We start from the raw sequence: 19,318 nt of genomic DNA on the forward strand, positions 1-19,318 counted from the left end.
TAAGGCAGCATCGAAAAAGCCGCGGCCGCAAGTGGCCGCGCAAAGGAACAGCATGAGCGAGGACAGCGCGCATTTCCCCCCTCTCGATCCGGTGAAAACCGGTATTAAGGGCTGCTGCCCGCGCTGCGGCCATGGCAAGCTGTTCGATGGCCTGCTCGGCCTGAAGCCACACTGCGCCTCCTGCGGCCTGGATTATTCGTTTGCCGATTCCGGTGACGGGCCGGCAGTCTTCGTCATCCTCATCGTCGGCTTCATCATCATCGGCATGGTGCTGTGGCTGCAGGTCAATTACGGGCCGCCGATCTGGGTCCATATTCTTATTTTCGGGCCGCTGACAATCATCCTGTCGCTCCTGACGCTGCGCTGGTTCAAGGGCATCCTGATTGCCATGCAGTACCGCCATAATGCCCGCGAAGGACGTCTGAGTGACTGACATCGATCATGCCGTGGCGCGCCGCCGGCTGCCTGTCATAACCGGCATTCTGGTGCTGACTGCCCTTGCCATTCTGGTTGCGCTCGGCACCTGGCAGCTGCAGCGCCTCCACTGGAAGCAAGGCCTGCTCGCCGATATCGCCGCGCGCCAGGCTGCCGCGCCGGTGCCGCTCGCCGACATCGAGGCAATGGCCGCGTCCGGCGGCGACATCGAATACCGCAAGGTCACCGCCATTGGCCGCTATATCAACAACAAGGAGCGGCATTTCTTCGCCACCTGGCGCGGCCAGACCGGCTTTTACGTCTATACCCCGCTCGAGCTTGCCGACGGGCGCATCCTCTTCGTCAACCGCGGCTTCGTTCCTTATGAGAACAAGGAGCCGGAAATGCGTATGCAGGGCCAGCTGACCGATCAGCAGACGGTCACGGGCCTCGCGCGCGCCAAACTTGCCGGCAAGCCCTCCTGGCTGGTGCCCGACAATGACATCGCCAAGAACATCTTCTACTGGAAAGACCTCGACGTCATGGCCGAGAGCGTCGGCTTGGAGAAGGCGCGCGTCGTCCCCTTCTTCGTCGATGCCGATTCCACCCCCAATCCGGCCGGCCTGCCGATCGGCGGCGTCACCCAGGTGGATCTGCCGAACGACCATTTGCAATATGCCCTGACCTGGTACGGGCTTGCCGCCGTACTCGTCACCGTGGTGGCGATCTCCTGGTTCCGCAAGGAGGTCAAGACGCCTCCGCAATAGTATCGCTTCAATTCCCGGCTATATTGGGCTAGAGGTCGCTTGTCCCACGCGCGGGACGCTGCTGTTGAAGCTGGACGTTGCCAAGTTCTCCCGTCATTCCTGTGCTTGTCACAGGAATCCAGTGCGCCCAAGTCTTTGGGCGCGGAAGATGGATTTGAATGTTGACAGTCATTCACGGCGCGGACGCGCCGTGGCTGGATTCCTGTGACGAGCACAGGAATGAGGAAAACGGAACGGACATGACTATTGCGGCGAAACCTCCCTTGACGATCAGGCTCTGCGGCCCGCGCGGCTTCTGCGCCGGCGTCGACCGCGCCATCCAGATCGTCGTGCTGGCGCTCAAATCCTATGGCGCGCCGGTCTATGTGCGCCACGAGATCGTCCACAATCGTTATGTCGTCGAAGGGCTGGAGGCCAAGGGCGCGGTCTTCGTCGAGGAGCTGGACGAGATCCCGGCCGAGCATCGCGCCCAGCCGGTGGTCTTCTCCGCTCACGGCGTGCCGAAATCGGTGCCGGAGGATGCGGCGAGCCGCAATCTCTTCTATCTCGACGCCACCTGTCCGCTGGTCTCCAAGGTCCACAAGCAGGCGATGCGCCACAATCGCCTCGGCCGTCATGTCGTCCTCATCGGCCATGCCGGCCACCCGGAAGTGATCGGCACGATGGGGCAATTGCCGGAAGGTTCGGTTTCGCTGATCGAGACGATCGAGGATGCCGACGCCTATGCCCCCGCCGATCCCGATAATCTCGGCTATGTCACCCAGACGACGCTGTCGGTCGATGATACCGCCGGCGTCATCGACCGCCTGCAGGAGCGTTTTCCCAACCTGAGCGCGCCGGCGGCGGATTCGATCTGTTATGCCACGACCAACCGCCAGGAAGTGGTGAAGCAGGCGGCCCCCGGCTGCGATCTTTTCATCATCGTCGGCGCGCCGAATTCCTCCAATTCCAAGCGGCTCGTCGAAGTGGCGCTGAGGGCAGGGGCGAAGAAATCGATCCTGGTGCAGCGCGCCGCCGAGCTCGACTGGGACGAGATCGGCGCGATTTCGACGCTCGGCCTTTCCGCCGGCGCCTCGGCGCCGGAGGTGATCGTCAATGAGATCATCGAGGCCTTCCGCGCCCGTTTCGATGCCCGCGTCGAGCTGGCCGAGACGGTGCAGGAAACCGAAAACTTCCTGGTCAACCGCGAATTGCGCAGCATTGAGCTGACGGCGGCCGACATGGCCTTCGTCAACGGCTAGGCCGCCACCGCGTCCCGGTCATCACCATCCACAATACAGAGACGAGACCTCACTTGGCAGTCTATACCGATATCGCCGAAGACGATCTGAAATGGTTCCTGACGGAATATGATGCAGGCACGCTGCTCTCCTATAAGGGCATCGCCGAAGGCGTCGAAAACTCCAACTTCCTGCTGCATACCTCGAAGGCGCCGCTGATCCTGACGCTTTATGAGAAGCGCGTGGAAAAGAGCGACCTGCCTTTCTTCCTCGGCCTGATGCAGCATCTTTCGGCCCGCGGCCTTTCCTGCCCGCTGCCGTTGCCGCGCCGCGACGGCGCGCTGCTCGGCTCGCTCTCCGGCCGCCCGGCCGCGCTGATTTCCTTCCTCGAAGGCATGTGGCTGAGAAAGCCGGAGGCAAAGCATTGCCGCGAGGTCGGCAGGGCGCTGGCCGAAATGCATGTGGCCGGCGAGGGCTTCGAGATGAAACGTCCGAACGCGCTGTCGCTCGATGGCTGGCGGGGGCTCTGGGAGAAATCCGAGGCGCGTGCCGACGAGGTCGAACCCGGCCTGCAGGGCGAGATCCGCAGCGAGCTCGATTTTCTCGCTGCCGCCTGGCCGAAGAACCTGCCGTCCGGCGTCATCCATGCCGACCTATTCCCCGACAACGTCTTCTTCCTCGGCGACGAGCTCTCCGGCCTGATCGATTTCTATTTCGCCTGCAACGACTTGCTCGCCTATGACGTCTCGATCTGCCTGAACGCCTGGTGCTTCGAGAAGGATGGCGCCTATAACATCACTAAGGGCATGGCGATGCTCGAGGGTTACCAGAGCGTCAGGGCGTTGAGCGATGAAGAAATCGCCGCCCTGCCGGTGCTCGCGCGCGGCTCGGCGCTGCGCTTCTTCCTGACGCGGCTCTATGACTGGCTAATGACGCCGGAAGGCGCCATGGTCACCAAGAAGGACCCGCTCGAATATCTCCGCAAGCTGCGCTTTCACCGCCAGATCGGCTCGGCCGCCGAATACGGGTTGAGCCTATGAAACACGTCGATATCTTCACCGACGGCGCATGCTCCGGCAATCCCGGTCCGGGCGGGTGGGGCGCGGTACTGCGCTACGGCGAGGTCGAAAAGGAGCTTTGCGGCGGCGAGGCGGAGACAACCAACAACCGCATGGAGCTGATGGCGGCGATCTCGGCGCTGCAGGCGCTGAAAAGCCCTTGCGAAGTCGACCTCTATACCGACAGCGCCTATGTCAAGGACGGCATCTCCAAGTGGATCTTCGGCTGGAAGAAAAACGGCTGGAAGACATCGGACAAGAAGCCGGTGAAAAATGCCGAGCTCTGGCAGGCGCTTGAGGAAGCCCGCAACCGCCACAAGGTGACGCTGCACTGGGTCAAGGGCCACGCCGGCCACCCTGAAAACGAACGCGCGGATGAACTTGCGCGAAGAGGCATGGAGCCGTTCAAGAAGGGCAAGGCGGTTTCGTTTTAAGAGTGTGCAGAATGGCTGAGTTTGCATCTCCTCTTGCCGGGGATGTATGCGGCGCTGCCACGATTCTCCTTCTCCCCCAGCGGGGAGAAGATGCCGGCAGGCAGATGAGGGGGCGAGCGACGATAGGAGCGAGGCACTGAGCGCAAGCGAAGGGCAATCATGAAGGGAATGCCGTGCGGCCCCCTCATCCGACCCTTCGGGCCACCTTCTCCCCGCTGGGAGAAGAGGGAGCAAGCAGAGCCCTGGGGCATCCCAAAAAGTGACGTGAAGTGGGAGATAACCACCGCCACTAAAGGGTCTTCATACCTCTCACCCCATCTACTGCGTCACCGCGGCCTGAATCAGCCGATGCAGATATTCGAGCTTGGCCACGACGGGCGAGGAGAGCACGAAAGGGTAGGAATCCGGCTGGCCCATGCTGCGCTGGATGGCGTTGATCGCGATGCTGAGCGGCACCCAGGCGCTGACGAGCTGCTCGGCGCTCTTTGCCCTGTAGGGAAGGAAATCCACCTCGCCTGCTATTTCCTCGTGGCCGCGCGGATCGATGGCGATGCCGAAGGCGCGGGCGGTCTCCAGCGTATCGACGATGTGGAGGTAGTGCGCGAAGCATTCGGCGAAATCCTCCCAGGGGTGCGATGCGGCATAGGCGCTGATGAAATTATCCTGCCATCCCACGGGTGCGCCGCCGGCATAGTGTCTTTGCAGCGCGGCCGCATAATCCTGCCGCTCGTCGCCGAAGACGGCGCGGAAATCGTCGAGACCATTCTGATCGCGCACCAGCTTGTTCCAGATGAAATGGCCGGCCTCGTGGCGGAAATGGCCAAGCAGCGTGCGATAGGGCTCGTTCATCGAGCTGCGCGCCTGTTCGCGCGTGGCGTCGTCGGCTTCGGCGGCGCGGATGGTGATCAGGCCTTCCTCATGACCGGTCATCGCTGGCACGACATTGCCGTTGCCCTGCAGGGAATCTTCGAGGAAATCGAAAACCAGGCCGCCTTGCGGATCTTGGCCGCGATCGGGATGCGGCAGCTTCCAGCGTAGCAGCGAATAGAACAGATGACGCTGCGCCTGGCCGATGCGCCGCCAGCGATCGATGCCGTCCTGGGTGTCGGTATTCGGAACCAGCCGGTTGTGGCGGCAGGCGGTGCAGAATTCACCCTCGCTCTCGACGTCCACCAGCCAGTTGCAGATGTCGAGGCCGGCATTAGCGCAGAAGCGCACGTGCCGGTCGGGGTCTGAAACGAGCTGCCAGACCATTTCGTCGCGCGGCTCCAGCGCATGCATGGCAAGGTCGCCCGGGAGGAAGCCGAGACGGTGATTGCAGCGGACGCAGTGCCGGTTATCGAAGTGGACGACCTGATCGCAATTGTCGCAGGCAAAGAGTTTCATCGTTTTGATCTCTGCAAAGCAGGGGCGGATGAAAAATGCCCGCCGCGCGCGTGCACGGCAGGCATGGTTCATCCGGGCTGAGCTGGTGGTTCAGAGCCGGTCGACGGCGCCTTTGAGCTTGTCCTTGACCTTGCCTGTTGCGACCTGTCCCTTGCCTTTGGCTTCCTGGACGTCGCCCTCGGCCTGCATGTCGCGATTGCCCGTGGCCTTGCCGGCGGCCTTCTTGGTCTTGCCGGCAATTTCGTTTGCCTTGCCTGAAATCTTGTCGCTGGTGCTACCCATGTGTGATGTCTCCATGCTCGGCGTCGGACCTCTCGTCCGCGCGGGAAGGGAACGTCACTCGCACCTATTCGTTCCCGCGACCGTCAGGGAGCAGCGACCGTCAGGCGAGCCGCGACCGTCAGGCGTGGCCGGCTTCGGCCGAAAGCATGGCGGCGTTGATGCCCATGCCGGCGAGCGCCCGCTCGTATTTGTCGTCGAGGCTACGGTCGAAGATGAGTTCCTCATTGGCCGGGCAGGTGAGCCAGCCATTATTGGCGACCTCGTTTTCGAGCTGGCCAGCCGCCCAGGAGGAATAGCCGAGCAGCATGGTCGCGCGCTTTGGCCCGGCGCCTTTGGAGATGGCGCGCACGATGTCGAGCGTTGCCGTCAGGCAGATGTCGTCGCTGACCGGGATCGAGGAGTCGCTGGCATAATCGTCCGAATGCAGCACGAAGCCGCGGCCGCTCTCCACCGGGCCGCCCGTCTGGATCGGGAAGTCGCGCGCCCGCTGCGGCAGCACGATCGGTTCTTCCTGCTTGATCATGTCGAGATGCAGCAGCACGTCAGTAAAGGTGAGGCTCTGCGGCCGGTTGATGACGAAGCCCATGGCGCCGGCATCCGAATGCGCGCAGATGTAAATCACCGTGCGCGCAAAATTCCGGTCTTCCATGCCTGGCATGGCGATGAGGAACTGGCCATCGAAGAAGCCACGTTCCCGTCTGTTCTTCAGCGTCGATAAGGACATTGTTCCTCCTGCTGCCAGACCGCACAAGGCCCCGACAAGAGAAAGATGGGCCAATGTCACAAATCAATCAACCGAAAATGAAGATTTAAATGGGCGCGGCTTCTGGCGGCCGGAGAGCACTTTCGGTAAACCGTTGTTCCATGATGATTATTTTCATGGCCCCGCGCCGGCTTTTGATGGCGGTCATATCAGTGGCCGCTGCCCTCGTCCCTTTTTGTTCCGCAAAGGCGGAAATGAGCGCCTGGGCCGAGGCCGAGGGCGGCCGCATGCGCCTCGTGGCGCTGGCGCCCGATGCCGGCGGCAAGATCCGCGCCGGCCTGCAGATCGAACCGAAACCCGGCTGGATCACCTATTGGCGCGAGCCCGGCAACAGCGGCATTCCGCCTCAGGTCACCATTGCGCCGGCGGGCGGCGTCACGCTCGACGCCATCGGCTATCCCGTTCCGAAGCATTTTTTCAAAGGCGGAATCGAGGATATCGCCTATGACGCGCCGGTGACGCTGCCGCTATCCTTGACGGCGGCCGGCAAAGGTGGAGTCGAGATCGACGCCGCCGCCTTCATCGGCATCTGCAAGGATATCTGCGTTCCCTTCCAGGCGAAGTTGAGCCTGAAGCTCGGCCGCGCCATGCAGTCGCATCCGGAGGAAGAGGCCATCCTTGCGGCCGCTGATGCGACGCTGCCGAAGTCCCCTTCGGATGATTTCAAGGTGACGGCGCATGCGATCTCAGCTGATCGGAAGACGCTGTCGCTGACGCTCGCCTTGCCGGGCGACGGCAAGGGCGCCCCCGATATCATCGTCACCGGCCCGAGCGGTTATGCCTTCACCAAACAGAGCGGCGGCAAACGCGATGGCGCCACCTTCAAGACCGATATGATGATCGGCAGGCTGCCCAAGGATTACGACGTTTCAGGCAAGCGCTGGGGCGTGCTTGTTATCGATGGCGACAGGGCGATGGAGACCACGCTTGCCTTTGACTGACCGGCACTTATAGTCGCCACCATCCCCCGCGGCGCCCGCCGCAGAGCCGAACCAGCAATAGAACCCGAGGAGAAAACCATGACCATCGCGATCGGCGACAAGCTTCCGGCCGCCACCTTCAAGGAAAAGACCGCCGACGGCCCGGTCGAAATCACCACCGAGCAGCTCTTCGCCGGCAAGCGCGTCGTGCTCTTTGCCGTGCCGGGCGCCTTCACGCCCACCTGCTCGCTGAACCACCTGCCGGGCTATCTCGAAAACCGCGACACCATCCTTGGCAAGGGCGTCGACGACATCGCCGTTCTCGCCGTCAACGACTGGCATGTGATGGGCGCCTGGGCGCAATCCTCGGGCGGGCTCGGCAAGATCCATTTCCTCGCCGATTGGGACGCCGGCTTCACCAAGGCCGTTGGCCTCGAAGCCGACCTCTCCGCCGGCGGCCTCGGCCTGCGCTCCAAGCGTTATTCGATGCTGGTCGAAGACGGCGTGGTGAAAGCCCTCAACATCGAGGAAAGCCCCGGCCAGGCGACGGTGTCGGGTGCAGCGGCGATGCTGGAACTGCTTTGAGTATTGATTCCGAGGGATGAAAAGGGCGGCCGTTCGGTCGCCCTTTTGTTGTTTGGGGGCAAGCCTCGGAACGCCCGCCTCGTCCTTCGAGGCCCCTGCGGGGCGCCTCAGGAGGAGGCTCTCTGGAATGTCGGCGCTTGCCTCTCTGAGCCTCATCGTCGCCCAAACGAAAGGGGAGGCAGAGAACCGCCGCATCCACCAAAGTCCCGCTACCGCCTCAATCTTGCCGCAATCGTTATAACATAACCGTAATGTTATTACATTGTAGGATCAGCCATGCCGCGAAACCCCGATCGCCTTCCCATCAGCCTCATGGGACAATCGGCCTTATTGAGGGTAGTCGGCATCACATTGGTCATTGCCGTCCTCTGGCTCGCCATCCACTGGGCGGTGTTGCTGCCATGACGCCATTGATCCGTCTCGACGATCTCACCATCGCCTATGACCGCCACCCGGCCGTCCATCATGTCTCCGGCGCCTTCGCCGCCGGCAGCCTGACGGCGATTGCCGGGCCGAACGGGGCGGGCAAGTCGACGCTGCTGAAGGCGATCATGGGTGAGCTTCGGCCGGCCGAAGGCAGGGTCGAGCATCGGCTTGGCCGGGCGGAATTCGGCTATCTCCCGCAGGCGGCCGAGATCGACCGGCGCTTTCCGATCTCGGTCATCGACACCGTCATGCTCGGCGTCTGGAAGACGCGGGGAGCCTTCGGCCGTGTCGGCCCCGCCGATGTGAAGAGAGCAGGCGAGGCGCTTGCCGCCGTCGGCCTCGACGGTTTCGGCCGGCGCCATGTCGGGTCGCTCTCGGCCGGCCAGTTCCAGCGCGTGCTCTTTGCCCGCCTGCTGCTGCAGGATGCCGGCGTCATCCTGCTCGACGAACCATTCACGGCAATCGATGCCCGCACCACCCGGGATCTCGTCGAACTGGTCATCCGCTGGCATGGCGAGGGCCGCACCGTCATCGCCGTGCTGCACGATTTCGAGCTCGTCCGCGCCCATTTCCCGAAAACCCTGCTGCTCGCCCGCGAGCTTGTCGGATGGGGTCCGACCGCCGAGATCATGTCCTCCGCCAATCTGATGAAGGCCCGCGCCATGGCCGAGCGCTGGGACGAGGATGCCGCCGCCTGCGAAGCTGAAGAGGCGCCGGCGGCATGACGGCCTACGATCTCTTTCTCGCGCCCTTTGCCGATTTCGGTTTCATGCGCCGCGCCCTTGTCGCCTGCCTCTGCCTCGGGCTCGGCTCCGGGCCGATCGGCGTCTTCCTGATGCTGAGGCGCATGAGCCTGATGGGCGACGCCATGAGCCATGCGGTGCTGCCCGGGGCGGCGTTCGGTTATCTCGTCGCCGGCTCGCTATCGCTGACGGCAATGGGCCTCGGCGGCCTTGTCGCCGGCCTGTCGGTGGCGCTGCTCTCGGGCGCCGTCAGCCGCATGACCGTGCTGCGGGAAGATGCGAGCTTCGCCAGCTTCTACCTCGCGTCGCTGGCGCTCGGCGTGCTGATCGTCTCGCTGCGCGGCTCGAACATCGATCTACTTCACGTGCTCTTCGGCACCATCCTGGCGATCGATGCGCCGGCACTTTACCAGATCGGCGCGATCACCTCGCTGACGCTCGTCGTCCTCGCCGCCGTCTACCGGCCGCTGGTGGCCGAATGCTTCGATCCCGGTTTTCTCAGAGCCGTCGGCGGACGTGGGCCGGTCTACCATGTCCTTTTCCTGCTGCTCGTGGTGCTGAACCTTGTCGCCAGCTTCCAGGCGCTCGGCACGCTGATGGCGGTCGGCCTGATGATGCTGCCGGCCGCCGTCGCCCAGCTCTGGTCGCGCAGCCTGCCCGTGATGATGCTGATTGCGACCGCGACCGGCGCCGCCTCCGGTTATCTCGGCCTGATCGCCTCCTACCATCTCGAACTCGCCTCCGGCCCGACGATCATCATGACGGCGGCCCTCATCTACGCCTTCTCAATCCTTTTCGCGCCCTCCGGCATCGCCCGGCGCCTCTTTCCCCGCCCGCATCTGAAGGGCTGACTTCAAGGAGACTTCGATGATATCGCGCAGACTGCTTCTCGCCGCCGCTGCACTTCCCGCACTGGTGCTCTCGGCGGCACCCGCCTCGGCCGAAACGCTGAAGGTTGTGGCGTCCTTCACCGTGCTTGCCGATGTCGTCAAAGAGGTCGGCGGCGAGCATGTGAAGGTGACGAGCCTCGTCGGTCCGAACGGCGATCCCCACGAATTCGAACCGTCGCCCGCCGACGCGAAGAATTTGAAGGCGGCTGAAGTCACCTTCGTCAGCGGCGAAGGGCTGGAAGGCTGGATGGACCGGCTGATCACCGCCTCGGGCTATAAGGGCAAGCCGGTTACGGTTTCCGAAGGCGTCGTCACCCGCACCATGGAAGAGGATGGTTCTGAGATCACCGACCCGCATGTCTGGAACAGCCCCGTTAACGTCAAGGTCTGGGTCGCCAACATCGAGAAGGCACTGTCAGCGGCCGATCCCGCCGATGCCGCCGCCTTCAAGGCCAATGCCGCGAAATATTCAAAGACGCTCGATGAGCTGAACGCCTACGCCCATTCGAAATTCGACAAGATTCCCGACGACCGCCGCAAGGTCCTGACCAGCCACGATGCCTTCGGTTATTTCGGCCGCGAATATAATGTCAGCTTCCTTGCGCCGCTCGGTCTTTCCACCGAGAGCGAAGCGTCCGCCGCCGACGTCGCCAAGCTGATCGAGCAGATCAAGAGCGAGCGTGTGAAGGCCTATTTCTTCGAGAATTCCAACGATCCGCGCCTGGTCAAGCAGGTCGCCAAGGCAACCGGCGCCGAACCCGGTGGCGAGCTCTATGTCGAATCGCTCTCCGATGCCAAGGGCCCGGCGCCGACCTATGAGAAGATGTTCCGCTACAATGTCGATCAGCTCGCCGCCGCCATGGCGAAATCGAGCTAAGGATAGGGGCCTCGGGGTTCGTGTGCCGCTGCGCTAGCGGCGCTCGACACCCTTTGCCGCGAGGATGTCGTCAACCGAGGTCGAGGTCAGAAACTCCGAGAGCCGCCTGGCGGCTTCTGCATCCCGCAGATCGGCGCTGACGCCGATGGCGAAGTCGATGTAACTTCGCAGTTCTGCCGGAAATCGGCCGGCGAGCACGACTTCGGGAGCGGCGGCGAGAATCGAAGTCACCGGAACGACGGCCAGCTCGGCTTTCGCCTGGCAGACGGCCGACGCCGTCTGCCCTCCAGGTACGGCCACGAGCTTCGGCTTTACCTCATCGGCTATTCCCAGCCGATCCAGCAAAGCGGAGAAGTAGCCGCCGCTGGTTCCGTCACTGGCGTAAGCGATCGTTTCGGCGCTCTTCAATGCGTGTATGAATGCGTCGACGGATCTTATGTCCAGTGGCCGGCTGCCCGCCTTTGCCGCCACACCCATCCCGACTCGGCCAAACCAGACCTGGCTCCCTGCCTTGACCTTTCCCGTAGCAGTCAGATCCTGCACCATGGACGGATTGATGATGACGAGGTCGAAAGCTTCTCCGGCTTCGATCTGCTTCTTGACTGTCGGATTGACTTCCCACCTGACCGCAACGGTCAATCCCGTGGCAGTTTCGAACCGGGGAATGAGAGCAAGGACGGCGGGCCGGACCGCGATAGCGCCAAAAAGCTGGATCTGCTGATGCATGGCCCAACCTGAAATCGGTGGAACGATCGCCTTACGATACGGATACCAGCTGCATTCCGCAACTGCCGGCCGTTCTCACAGATTGAGGTCGAAGACCAGGATGCCGGCAAGGCCGCCGTCCGTCGAGGAAACGATACGCTCGCCGACGGTCACATGTTCGGGATGGACGAGATAGGCATCCCGCGCTTCGGCGCTTTCGAAGGTCACGGCAAAACCATCGACGAAGCCGGCATGCAGGCCTTCGGGCGAAACATTCGGCCCGTATTTGATATCGAATATGCCGGGGATGACCTGTTTCAATGCGACGATCGCGTCGAACAGCGATTGCTTGTCGTCCATCGTCATCGCCGTCTTCAGCCGCAGGAACACGCAGTGCAGGATCATTATGGTCCTCCCGATTTTCTTGAGAGGAGAATAGCGGCCAAAGCGGGGAGGGCAATGAGATTTATTTTTGACGCCGGTCGTTGGCCGAGCGCCGGAGGAGGACGGGGCCTACATCTGGTCGGTCGCCGCCATGTCACGATTATAGATCTTGCGGACGAGCTCGCCGGCGTGAGCACGGGCTTCGTCCTTCTGAGCCGGCGTCATCGGCCGACAGGTGTTCCTGAGGTTGGAGCGGTCGAGCACGGTGGCCGCACCCGAATTGGTGATGACGAGGTGCCAGCTGCAGGAGGCGACCCTGTCGACGACCACCGCGCCATGGCATCCGGAAGACAGGCAGAAAGCCACGGTCTGCTGCGCCCCATGATCGCCCTTCTGTGCCAGCGTCAACGCCGTCTGGAATTCCTGGGTCCATCGTTCACAATGCTTCACCCCGGGCACGCATTCCTTCATGACGGGATGGACGTCACCGGCCTGAAGCGGCGAAACGAAAAAAGCGCCGACCGAGAGGGCGAGCAGAAGCTTGAGCATCGGATTTTCCTTGTGCAAGCAATGAGAGGCGCACATCGCGGGCCGTTGGTCAATGGGCATCCATGAAAGGGCAGGGAATTACCCCAACAGTAGTCAAATGCGCCTCTCAGGTGGTGTTATCGAGAACGCTTTCGCGTCCCTCCGAGTGAAATCGGACACCCGCTGATTCTGCAGTTTAAGGAGGCACCGCTTGTCGCGCCGGAGATGGAGCTGTGGAGGTCGCAAGGTGAGCGAGTACTAACGCTTTGACTTTGTCGCCCTGACACCTGCCATGCTGGTCGAAATCTGAGCCTTGCCGGTGCAGGCAGGATACCGAACGCAGCTCAGGAAAGGACCATAACGCCCGGATCGTTCAAAAAGCCATCCATCCTTGCATACCGGACATGCCGGATAGCCTGCAGCGCAGGCACACCGAGCCTCGACCGATCCGTCCAGACGACGGGGAAGGCTCGCACCACAGGACGAGCAGGCAGGTAGCAGATTTCCGCAGTGCTCGACATGTTCGCAGCGATACCATGTTCGACCATCCTGCCCCCGCACGTCCAATAGCCGGCCACCACACTCCCCGCATGCGTGCGCAGCCTGTTCTGCGCCCGACTGGGCCGCGATGCCATATTCGGGATCCTTGCTGAGTTCGGTGACAAAAGAGGATGGTCGCGAGTTCGAGGCTATGATCGTCAAGGTATGACGGGCCCTTGTCATGGCGACATACATCACCCGCCGCTCTTCCGCATTCTCGAACAGCTCTTCTTCCGGCGAGACCAAGGCGAGCAACGGGTCATCGACAATCTCGGAAGGAAATCCCATCCGACCGCTGTCTGCGTTCAAGAGGACCACGTGATCGGCCTCAAGGCCCTTCGACGCATGGATCGTCTTGAAACTGAGGCGTAGTTGGGGAAACCTGCGCTGCAGGTCCCTCATGTCCGGCTCGAGAAATCGGTACCGCCCGAGCAGCAAAACGCTCGCGGTACCTGCAGGTCCAAGCTTGGCGGACAGTCCGGTAAGAACCTCGCGGAGCTTTTTCTCATCCTCGTTCTTCGGCGCCATCACGATCTTGATGGCCGCCTCGGTTGCTTTCCCTGCCGGAACAATCTGTTTGGAGATCTGGGCCGGGTTCTTTAGCACGAAGGTTTTGGATGCGAATGCGATCTGGTCGATCGATCGAAAGGTGCGGCCAAGATCGACCGTCCTGTGCACGCCGGTTTCCCCGTTGAAGGTCCCGCCAAATTCGTCGCCGAAGTGGCGCATCAGATGAATGTCGGACCCTGCAAAACGGAAAATCGATTGCCAGTCGTCGCCCACTGCAAAGACGCGCACGTCTGGGTGCTGGGCTTTCAGCGCCTTCACCAACCTGGCACGGCTTTGCGATATATCCTGGAACTCGTCGACGAGGATGTGGCGGAACGGGCTGACATACCGTCCCGTTTCAGCGTAGTGAGCGGCTCGCAGGATCATGTCTTCGAAGTCGATCCTTCCACCCAGCCGCTTTTGATATTCTGCGAAAACAGGTTCAAACACAGCAAGAAACGCCTTGGCGCGCCCACCGAGCGTCAATCGCTCGGACTTGCCGTCACAATCGGCGAGGCTGTAACCACCACCCTTGAACTTGCGCAGAAACGTTCCGAGCAGTTGCGAGAAGCTGTCGATCTGGTTCAGTTCAACAACCCGATCGAAGATCGTATCGGCGGGGCGAGGCTTCAACGTTACATGCGGGGCAAGTTTCTCTGCCAAGCCGGTGAGCAGACGCCCCTCCTGCCGCTCGTAGCTGTAGGTTTCGACGAGCCGGGTTTGATGTTCGGCGTGAACCTGGCGCTTCCAGGCCATGCCTGCCAGATACTCATCACGATTGACGAAGGGGGCCGTGATCAGCCGCTCGCTGCCATCAGGCATTTTCTGACGCCGCACCCCAAAATGCTCAATATAGATGCCGCTGTCAGTCAGCCGAAAGTCCGGGCAATAGTCGCGGCGTCCGGTCTCATGTATTTTGTGCTCGTAATCGGGTTCGTACTCGTACTCGATGCCGTTTTCGTAAAGCCAGTTGGCGATTTGCAGTTCTTCGTAGCTCTTGACCTTTTCCCCTTGCAGCGTGCGTAGATCCTGCTTCTCCATATGGCTGTAAAAATCGTGCTTCGTCTTGAAGTCCCATTCGGTCTTTGGCTCGACCAGAAAGTGCGCGAACCACCGGATGATTGCACTGGAGACTTCGGACAACGCGTGAACGAGATCCTTCAGGATCTGTTTGATCAAGTTCGTGAATTTCACGTCGTCGGTGGCGTGATCGGCCAACGGTGGCTTCGACCCTTCGACCATGCCGATGATGTCATAGGCAATCGCGTGGAAAGTTCGCGCCACGATCGCCACGCCCGAGCGCGCTTCGACCCGTTCTGACATCTCCTCAGCGGCATTCTTTGCAAATGCCAGCAGCAGAATTTCGTCCGGGTGGCGGATCCCGGCCTTGACGAGATAGGCAGCCTTGGCAGTGATGACACTGGTTTTTCCTGATCCGGCACTGGCTAGCACCAGCGTTGCGTCCTCGTCTACGACGACGGAAAGGCGCTGTTCCGGCGTCAGCGGTTTGCTCTCGATCGTGTCGAAAAAGTCCTTCCAGCGCTCGAGCTCGGCAGTGAGAAAGGTGACGATCGCATTCGCTCTGATTGCGCCAGGATCAGCAACGAACCTCCTGATAAGCGCGATGCGCTCGGCTGCCTCGGGCCCAATGGCATCTGGCTGCAGCTTCGATAGCAGCGAGACGTCAATGGCTCTCGCTTCGCTCAAAAGGGGAGCAATCTCGCAGGCGGCCGGATAGCGTGCTGGCTCGCTCAGTTTGACGATTGCCGTGTGAAGTCGACGCAAGCGATCTGCTTCGCGCTCGAGCGCCGAGAGGTTGAACGCGATCCACGCGGCTTTGACGTCTTCCGCAAATGCCTGTGCATCAGAATGTCCTACGCCACGAATGACGATGTCGTCGCGCTCCGTAGCGGTGACAGTCATGGTCGCACCAAGCATCCCCCGCCGAACGAATGGTGCTGACGATATTGCTTCCAGGGATACCGATGTGATCAATCCTCGGCGTGTAAGCCGCAGATGATCTCCGCCAAGTTCCACGAGTCGAAACGTCGTCCCGAACGGGTTCGCAAGCAGTCCAAACAATGGGCGTTGTTGCAATCGAACCAATATTGCGGCCCTTTTTATCGTGCGCCGGCGCAACCTGGTTATACCGGCGCCAATGACTCGACCAATACATCATGATTAGTAAAGATGACGCGCACGAGCCGAAAGCTAGCGGCCGAAGCGCCTGCGTCGAAGAGCGACCTCCCAGTCAGAGGCCCACCCTTCCTATTGCACTGTAGTGACGGATCGGGTCAGAGCGCTGAGACCGATCGCCTTCCCTCACGCCCGTTTCGTCAGCGGAAACCGGTCGCGAAGCAGCCGCAGCACCGAGTCCGATGGCATCGGCGGGCCGAAGAGATAGCTCTGCCCGTAGCTGCAGCCCATTTTGGCAAGCTCGATCGCGTCCTCGTTGGATTCGATCCCTTCGGCCACCACCTTCATCTCGAGCTCGCGCGCCATCGATATCACCGATCTGAGCACGGTCGCCTTCTTGTCGCTGCTGTCGCGAACCAGCGCCTTGTCGAGCTTGATCGTGTCGAAGGGGAAGCGGGTGAGATAGGCAAGCGAGGAATAGCCGGTGCCGAAATCGTCGAGCGCCAGCCCGATGCCGGCTTCCTTCAGCTTCTGCAGCACCAGGCGGGCCTGCTCCGGATTTTCCATCACCATGGATTCCGTCAGTTCAAGCTTCAGCCGCGACGGCGTGCAATGCGTCTTGGCGAGAACCGAACGCACGTCGTCATAAAGCTCATTGTTCAGCAGCTGCACGCTCGACAGGTTGATCGACACGAAGATCGGCAGTTCGCCGGTCTGGTTCTGCCAGCTCATCAGGTCGTTGGTCGCCTGTTCGAGCGCGAACATGCCGAGCGCCCCGATGATGTCGGAGGCCTCGGCAAGCGGAATGAATTCCGATGGCGGGATATTGCCGCGCTTGGGATGTTCCCAGCGCATCAGCGCCTCGAAGCCGGCGACCTCGACGTCCTCGAGCCGGGCGATCGGCTGGTAGACCATCGACAGTTCCTTCCGTTCGATGGCGCGGCGCAGATCGGTTTCGAGCTGCAGCCGGTCGGTGCCGAAGTCGCGGAAGGCCGGCTGGAACGGTTCGACGCGGTTGCCGCCGGCCCGTTTTGCCCGATACATCGCAAGCTCGGCGTCGCTGAGCAGCCCGCTGGCGCTCTCCTGCCGGTCGACCCAGGAAGCGAGCCCGATCGAGGCCGTCAGGATGATCTCACGACTGGCGAAATTGATCGGCACCATGATCGCCTTGCTCACAGCATCGGCAAAATCGGCGACCTTGGCCGGATTGTGCTCGGACACCAGGATGAGGCCGAACTGGTCGCCGGCAAGCCGCGCCAGTGTGTCCTGCGGCTTCATCAGACGGCGCAGGCGCCGCGTCAGTGCGATGAGGATATTGTCGCCGGCGGCCACTCCGAGGGAATCATTGACCAGCTTGTAGCGGTCGATGTCGATCACCATGACAGTCGGGCGCAGCGTCTCGCCGGCCGGAGCCAGCGCCAGCACCGACTGCAGCCGGTCGAGGAAGACCTGTCGGTTCGGCAGGCCGGTCAGATTGTCGTGCAGCGCATCGTGCAGCAGCCGCTCGACGGAATTCTTCTGCTCGGTGACGTCGACGATCGTGCCGACGCAGCGGATGATCTCGCCGTTGGAGCCGAGCACCGGCCGGGCGCGGATCAAGAGCCAATGGAAATGCCCGTCCTCGGCGCGGATGCGGAATTCGTGGTTCAGCCGGCCGCGGCGGTGTTCGAGCAGCACGTCTAGCGTGGCGCGGAAGCGGTCGCGGTCGTCGGGATGCAGCCGCGGCAGCCAGTTGCGCGCCGCTCCGTGCATGGTGCCGGGGGAGAGGCCGAGCTTGACCGAGACGTCGGGAATGGTGACGACGCGGTCGCGCGCCACGTCCCAGTCCCACACCATGTCGCCGGAGCCGGTCAGGGCCAGCGACTGCCGCTCGAGGTCGGAAAACAGCCCTTGCTGGAAGGCGCCGCCGGCAAAGGCGTGCTGCATGACGGTGAAGCCGATCAGCAGCACGATCAGCACCAGGCCGCCGCCGAGCGCCGGCTGGATGATGTCGTTGTCGAGCCGGCCGGTGACCGTCAGCCACGCCCCGAACAGCCAGACGAGCGTCAGCGCCCAGGCCGGCACCAGCAGAATGGCGCGGTCGTAGCGGTTGAAGCCGAGATAGATGATCAAAAGCAGGCCGGTCGCCGCCGTTAGCGCAAAGGAAAGCCGCGCAATGCCGGCGGCGATCGACGGATCGTAGATCGCCACGCCGAAGAGCAGGGCCAGGCCGAGCACCCAGGCGAGTGTGGCGTAGCCGAGATGCGCGTGCCAGCGGTTGAGGTTCAGATAGGTGAAGAGGAAGATGACGAAACTCGAGGCGAGCGCCACCTCGGCGCAGGCCCGCCATATTCGCTGGTCGGCCGAGGCGACGCTGATCAGCTTGCCGAGGAAACCGAAGTCGACGCAGATATAGCCGAGCACCGCCCAGGCAAGTGCGGCGGTTGCCGGCAGCATCGACGTGCCCTTGACGACGAAGAGGATGGTCAGGAACACGGCGAGCAGGCCGGCAATACCGAGCACGATGCCGCGATAGAGCGTGAAGGCGTTGATCGTATCCTTGTAGGCGTTCGGTTCCCAGAGATAGATCTGCGGCAGCTCCGGCGTCGACAGTTCGGCGACGAAGGTGATGACGGCGCCGGGGTTCAGCGTGATGCGGAAGACGTCGGCCTCGTCGCTCGGCTGCCGATCGAGCGCAAAGCCTTCGCTGGGCGTGATGGCGCTGATGCGCTGGGAGCCGAGATCCGGCCAGAACAGCTTGGAATTGACCAGACGGAAATGTGGCGCGACGATGACGCGCTCCAGCTGTTCCTCCGAGACGTTGGCAAGGGCAAACACCGCCCAGTCGCCCTGGTGGTTCTCCGAGCTTGCCCTGACCTCGATGCGCCGGCGGATGCCGTCGGCCCCGGCCGCCGTCGACACCTGGAAGGCCTCGCCCTGGTTGGCGTAGATCTCGGTCGTCGCGGTGAGATCGAGCGCGGTATCGTCGCGGGAAATCTTCACCGGTTCGGCCGCCTGGGCAACGCCCGCCGAAAGGGCGAAAACCGCCAGGAAAAGGGCTGCGATCACCGCGATCACTCGTCCGGACGGTGACTTGGGCAGCATGCTGTTTCTTGTCATCGGCTGTCGGTTTTCCTGCCTTTATCCGGTATCGGTGGCGAGCCGTGAGAACATCACGTGGTCGTGCCACTGACCGTTGATCTTCAAATATCCGCGCAGATAACCTTCCCGCTGAAACCCGGCCTTTTCAAGCAGACGCATGCTGCGCGCGTTATCTGGAATACAGGCTGCTTCAATACGGTGCAACTCAAGCCCGGAGAAGATGTAAGGAATAACCAACTGAAGGGCAGCGTACATATGCCCCTGGCCGGCATGACGTTCGCCCATCCAGTAGCCGATCATGCAGCTTTGTGCCGCACCGCGCCTGATATAGCCGATGGTGATGCCGCCGACGAGCGTCCGGTTTTCCTTGAGGAAGATGAACAGCGGGATCGCCTGTCCGGAGGCATATTCCTGCTTGCCGCGGATGACGCGGGCGCGATAGGCGCCCTCCGTCAGCTCGTCGCGCCGCCAGGTCGGCTCCCAGGGTTCCAGGAATTTGCGGCTTTCGGCGCGCAGCCGGTGCCACTGGTTGAAATCCTGGTAGCGCGGCAGGCGCAAGAGGTATTTCTCATTCTCCAGCTCCACCGCATCCGGCTGCCGCGACAGGAACCGAAACACCGATTTTGGCAT

At 62.2% G+C, this 19,318-nt stretch carries 19 protein-coding genes; 10 read left to right on the forward strand and 9 right to left on the reverse strand.

Annotation, left to right across the window (positions count from 1 at the left end; all coding sequences use genetic code 11):
* Positions 1-52: 52 nt before the first annotated feature.
* The 5 genes from GGD53_RS18945 to rnhA all read left to right on the forward strand — a co-directional run bounded on the left by GGD53_RS18945 (position 53) and on the right by rnhA (position 3,893).
* Positions 53-433 (forward strand): DUF983 domain-containing protein, encoded by a 381-nt coding sequence (locus GGD53_RS18945; RefSeq protein ID WP_184458320.1) that lies wholly within the window; start codon positions 53-55, stop codon positions 431-433.
* A complete protein-coding gene (locus GGD53_RS18950; RefSeq protein WP_184458323.1) occupies positions 426-1,181 on the forward strand; it encodes an SURF1 family cytochrome oxidase biogenesis protein in 756 nt (251 codons plus the stop codon). The genes GGD53_RS18945 and GGD53_RS18950 overlap by 8 nt, the downstream gene beginning before the upstream one ends.
* 239 nt (positions 1,182-1,420) lie before the next feature.
* Positions 1,421-2,422 (forward strand): 4-hydroxy-3-methylbut-2-enyl diphosphate reductase, encoded by a 1,002-nt coding sequence (gene ispH, locus GGD53_RS18955; protein WP_184458483.1) that lies wholly within the window; start codon positions 1,421-1,423, stop codon positions 2,420-2,422.
* Positions 2,423-2,475: 53 nt separating this feature from the next.
* Entirely contained in the window at positions 2,476-3,441 is a 966-nt protein-coding gene (locus GGD53_RS18960; protein WP_184458325.1) for a homoserine kinase, read from the forward strand.
* Entirely contained in the window at positions 3,438-3,893 is a 456-nt protein-coding gene (gene rnhA, locus GGD53_RS18965) for a ribonuclease HI (protein WP_011424310.1), read from the forward strand. The genes GGD53_RS18960 and rnhA overlap by 4 nt, the downstream gene beginning before the upstream one ends.
* Before the next feature lie 318 nt (positions 3,894-4,211).
* On the opposite strand, the gene GGD53_RS18970 is transcribed toward rnhA, so the two are convergent.
* The 3 genes from GGD53_RS18970 to GGD53_RS18980 form a co-directional block, all read right to left on the reverse strand.
* Positions 4,212-5,279 (reverse strand): zinc-binding metallopeptidase family protein, encoded by a 1,068-nt coding sequence (locus GGD53_RS18970; protein WP_184458327.1) that lies wholly within the window; start codon positions 5,277-5,279, stop codon positions 4,212-4,214.
* Between the two features lie 90 nt (positions 5,280-5,369).
* Positions 5,370-5,561, reverse strand: a complete 192-nt coding sequence (locus GGD53_RS18975) for a CsbD family protein (protein WP_184458329.1) — start codon at positions 5,559-5,561, stop codon at positions 5,370-5,372.
* A 118-nt stretch (positions 5,562-5,679) separates the two neighbouring features.
* The gene (locus GGD53_RS18980) at positions 5,680-6,285 is read right to left on the reverse strand and encodes a YqgE/AlgH family protein (protein ID WP_064800934.1); all 606 of its coding nucleotides are present in this window, start codon (positions 6,283-6,285) and stop codon (positions 5,680-5,682) included.
* Between the two features lie 140 nt (positions 6,286-6,425).
* Between GGD53_RS18980 and GGD53_RS18985 the strand changes: the two genes are divergently transcribed.
* The 5 genes from GGD53_RS18985 to GGD53_RS19005 all read left to right on the forward strand — a co-directional run bounded on the left by GGD53_RS18985 (position 6,426) and on the right by GGD53_RS19005 (position 10,765).
* Complete coding sequence (locus tag GGD53_RS18985) at positions 6,426-7,265, forward strand: protein-disulfide reductase DsbD domain-containing protein (RefSeq protein WP_184458331.1); 840 nt, start codon at positions 6,426-6,428, stop codon at positions 7,263-7,265.
* 78 nt (positions 7,266-7,343) lie between these two features.
* Positions 7,344-7,829 (forward strand): peroxiredoxin, encoded by a 486-nt coding sequence (locus GGD53_RS18990; RefSeq protein WP_184458333.1) that lies wholly within the window; start codon positions 7,344-7,346, stop codon positions 7,827-7,829.
* 401 nt (positions 7,830-8,230) lie between these two features.
* Positions 8,231-8,980 carry a metal ABC transporter ATP-binding protein gene (locus tag GGD53_RS18995; protein WP_184458335.1) on the forward strand — a complete coding sequence of 250 codons (750 nt, stop codon included), beginning with the start codon at positions 8,231-8,233 and terminating at the stop codon, positions 8,978-8,980.
* Positions 8,977-9,849 (forward strand): metal ABC transporter permease, encoded by an 873-nt coding sequence (locus GGD53_RS19000; RefSeq protein WP_184458336.1) that lies wholly within the window; start codon positions 8,977-8,979, stop codon positions 9,847-9,849. The genes GGD53_RS18995 and GGD53_RS19000 overlap by 4 nt, the downstream gene beginning before the upstream one ends.
* A 16-nt stretch (positions 9,850-9,865) precedes the next feature.
* Positions 9,866-10,765, forward strand: coding sequence for a metal ABC transporter solute-binding protein, Zn/Mn family (locus GGD53_RS19005; RefSeq protein WP_184458339.1), 900 nt, complete (start codon positions 9,866-9,868; stop codon positions 10,763-10,765).
* A 33-nt stretch (positions 10,766-10,798) separates the two neighbouring features.
* On the opposite strand, the gene GGD53_RS19010 is transcribed toward GGD53_RS19005, so the two are convergent.
* From GGD53_RS19010 to GGD53_RS19035, 6 genes are all read right to left on the reverse strand, one after another.
* Positions 10,799-11,491 carry a substrate-binding domain-containing protein gene (locus GGD53_RS19010; protein ID WP_184458341.1) on the reverse strand — a complete coding sequence of 231 codons (693 nt, stop codon included), beginning with the start codon at positions 11,489-11,491 and terminating at the stop codon, positions 10,799-10,801.
* 75 nt (positions 11,492-11,566) lie between these two features.
* Positions 11,567-11,875: a Dabb family protein gene (locus tag GGD53_RS19015; protein WP_184458343.1), complete on the reverse strand. Its 309-nt coding sequence runs from the start codon at positions 11,873-11,875 to the stop codon at positions 11,567-11,569.
* Between the two features lie 108 nt (positions 11,876-11,983).
* Positions 11,984-12,403 carry a hypothetical protein gene (locus GGD53_RS19020; RefSeq protein ID WP_184458344.1) on the reverse strand — a complete coding sequence of 140 codons (420 nt, stop codon included), beginning with the start codon at positions 12,401-12,403 and terminating at the stop codon, positions 11,984-11,986.
* A 237-nt stretch (positions 12,404-12,640) separates the two neighbouring features.
* On the reverse strand, positions 12,641-15,394 hold the full coding sequence (locus GGD53_RS19025; protein WP_246717832.1) for a UvrD-helicase domain-containing protein: 2,754 nt from the start codon (positions 15,392-15,394) through the stop codon (positions 12,641-12,643).
* A gap of 399 nt (positions 15,395-15,793) precedes the next feature.
* Positions 15,794-18,706, reverse strand: a complete 2,913-nt coding sequence (locus GGD53_RS19030) for a sensor domain-containing phosphodiesterase (RefSeq protein WP_184458348.1) — start codon at positions 18,704-18,706, stop codon at positions 15,794-15,796.
* Positions 18,707-18,727: 21 nt separating this feature from the next.
* Positions 18,728-19,318 (reverse strand): GNAT family N-acetyltransferase, encoded by a 591-nt coding sequence (locus GGD53_RS19035; RefSeq protein ID WP_184458350.1) that lies wholly within the window; start codon positions 19,316-19,318, stop codon positions 18,728-18,730.

It is taken from the genome of Rhizobium aethiopicum (genome assembly GCF_014197535.1).
GTDB classification, from domain to species: domain Bacteria; phylum Pseudomonadota; class Alphaproteobacteria; order Rhizobiales; family Rhizobiaceae; genus Rhizobium; species Rhizobium aethiopicum_A.

Bases quoted from the DNA above. Each gene is read 5' to 3' on its own strand.
- GGD53_RS18945 (WP_184458320.1), top strand. From the start codon at position 53: ATGAGCGAGGACAGCGCGCATTTCCCCCCTCTCGATCCGGTGAAAACC.
- GGD53_RS18985 (WP_184458331.1), top strand. From the start codon at position 6,426: ATGATGATTATTTTCATGGCCCCGCGCCGGCTTTTGATGGCGGTCATA.
- GGD53_RS19015 (WP_184458343.1), bottom strand. From the start codon at position 11,875: ATGATCCTGCACTGCGTGTTCCTGCGGCTGAAGACGGCGATGACGATG.
- rnhA (WP_011424310.1), top strand. From the start codon at position 3,438: ATGAAACACGTCGATATCTTCACCGACGGCGCATGCTCCGGCAATCCC.
- GGD53_RS19035 (WP_184458350.1), bottom strand. From the start codon at position 19,318: ATGCCAAAATCGGTGTTTCGGTTCCTGTCGCGGCAGCCGGATGCGGTG.
- GGD53_RS18995 (WP_184458335.1), top strand. From the start codon at position 8,231: ATGACGCCATTGATCCGTCTCGACGATCTCACCATCGCCTATGACCGC.
- GGD53_RS19010 (WP_184458341.1), bottom strand. From the start codon at position 11,491: ATGCATCAGCAGATCCAGCTTTTTGGCGCTATCGCGGTCCGGCCCGCC.
- GGD53_RS18970 (WP_184458327.1), bottom strand. From the start codon at position 5,279: ATGAAACTCTTTGCCTGCGACAATTGCGATCAGGTCGTCCACTTCGAT.
- ispH (WP_184458483.1), top strand. From the start codon at position 1,421: ATGACTATTGCGGCGAAACCTCCCTTGACGATCAGGCTCTGCGGCCCG.
- GGD53_RS19020 (WP_184458344.1), bottom strand. From the start codon at position 12,403: ATGCTCAAGCTTCTGCTCGCCCTCTCGGTCGGCGCTTTTTTCGTTTCG.
- GGD53_RS19000 (WP_184458336.1), top strand. From the start codon at position 8,977: ATGACGGCCTACGATCTCTTTCTCGCGCCCTTTGCCGATTTCGGTTTC.
- GGD53_RS19030 (WP_184458348.1), bottom strand. From the start codon at position 18,706: ATGACAAGAAACAGCATGCTGCCCAAGTCACCGTCCGGACGAGTGATC.
- GGD53_RS19005 (WP_184458339.1), top strand. From the start codon at position 9,866: ATGATATCGCGCAGACTGCTTCTCGCCGCCGCTGCACTTCCCGCACTG.
- GGD53_RS18980 (WP_064800934.1), bottom strand. From the start codon at position 6,285: ATGTCCTTATCGACGCTGAAGAACAGACGGGAACGTGGCTTCTTCGAT.
- GGD53_RS18975 (WP_184458329.1), bottom strand. From the start codon at position 5,561: ATGGGTAGCACCAGCGACAAGATTTCAGGCAAGGCAAACGAAATTGCC.
- GGD53_RS18990 (WP_184458333.1), top strand. From the start codon at position 7,344: ATGACCATCGCGATCGGCGACAAGCTTCCGGCCGCCACCTTCAAGGAA.
- GGD53_RS19025 (WP_246717832.1), bottom strand. From the start codon at position 15,394: ATGACTGTCACCGCTACGGAGCGCGACGACATCGTCATTCGTGGCGTA.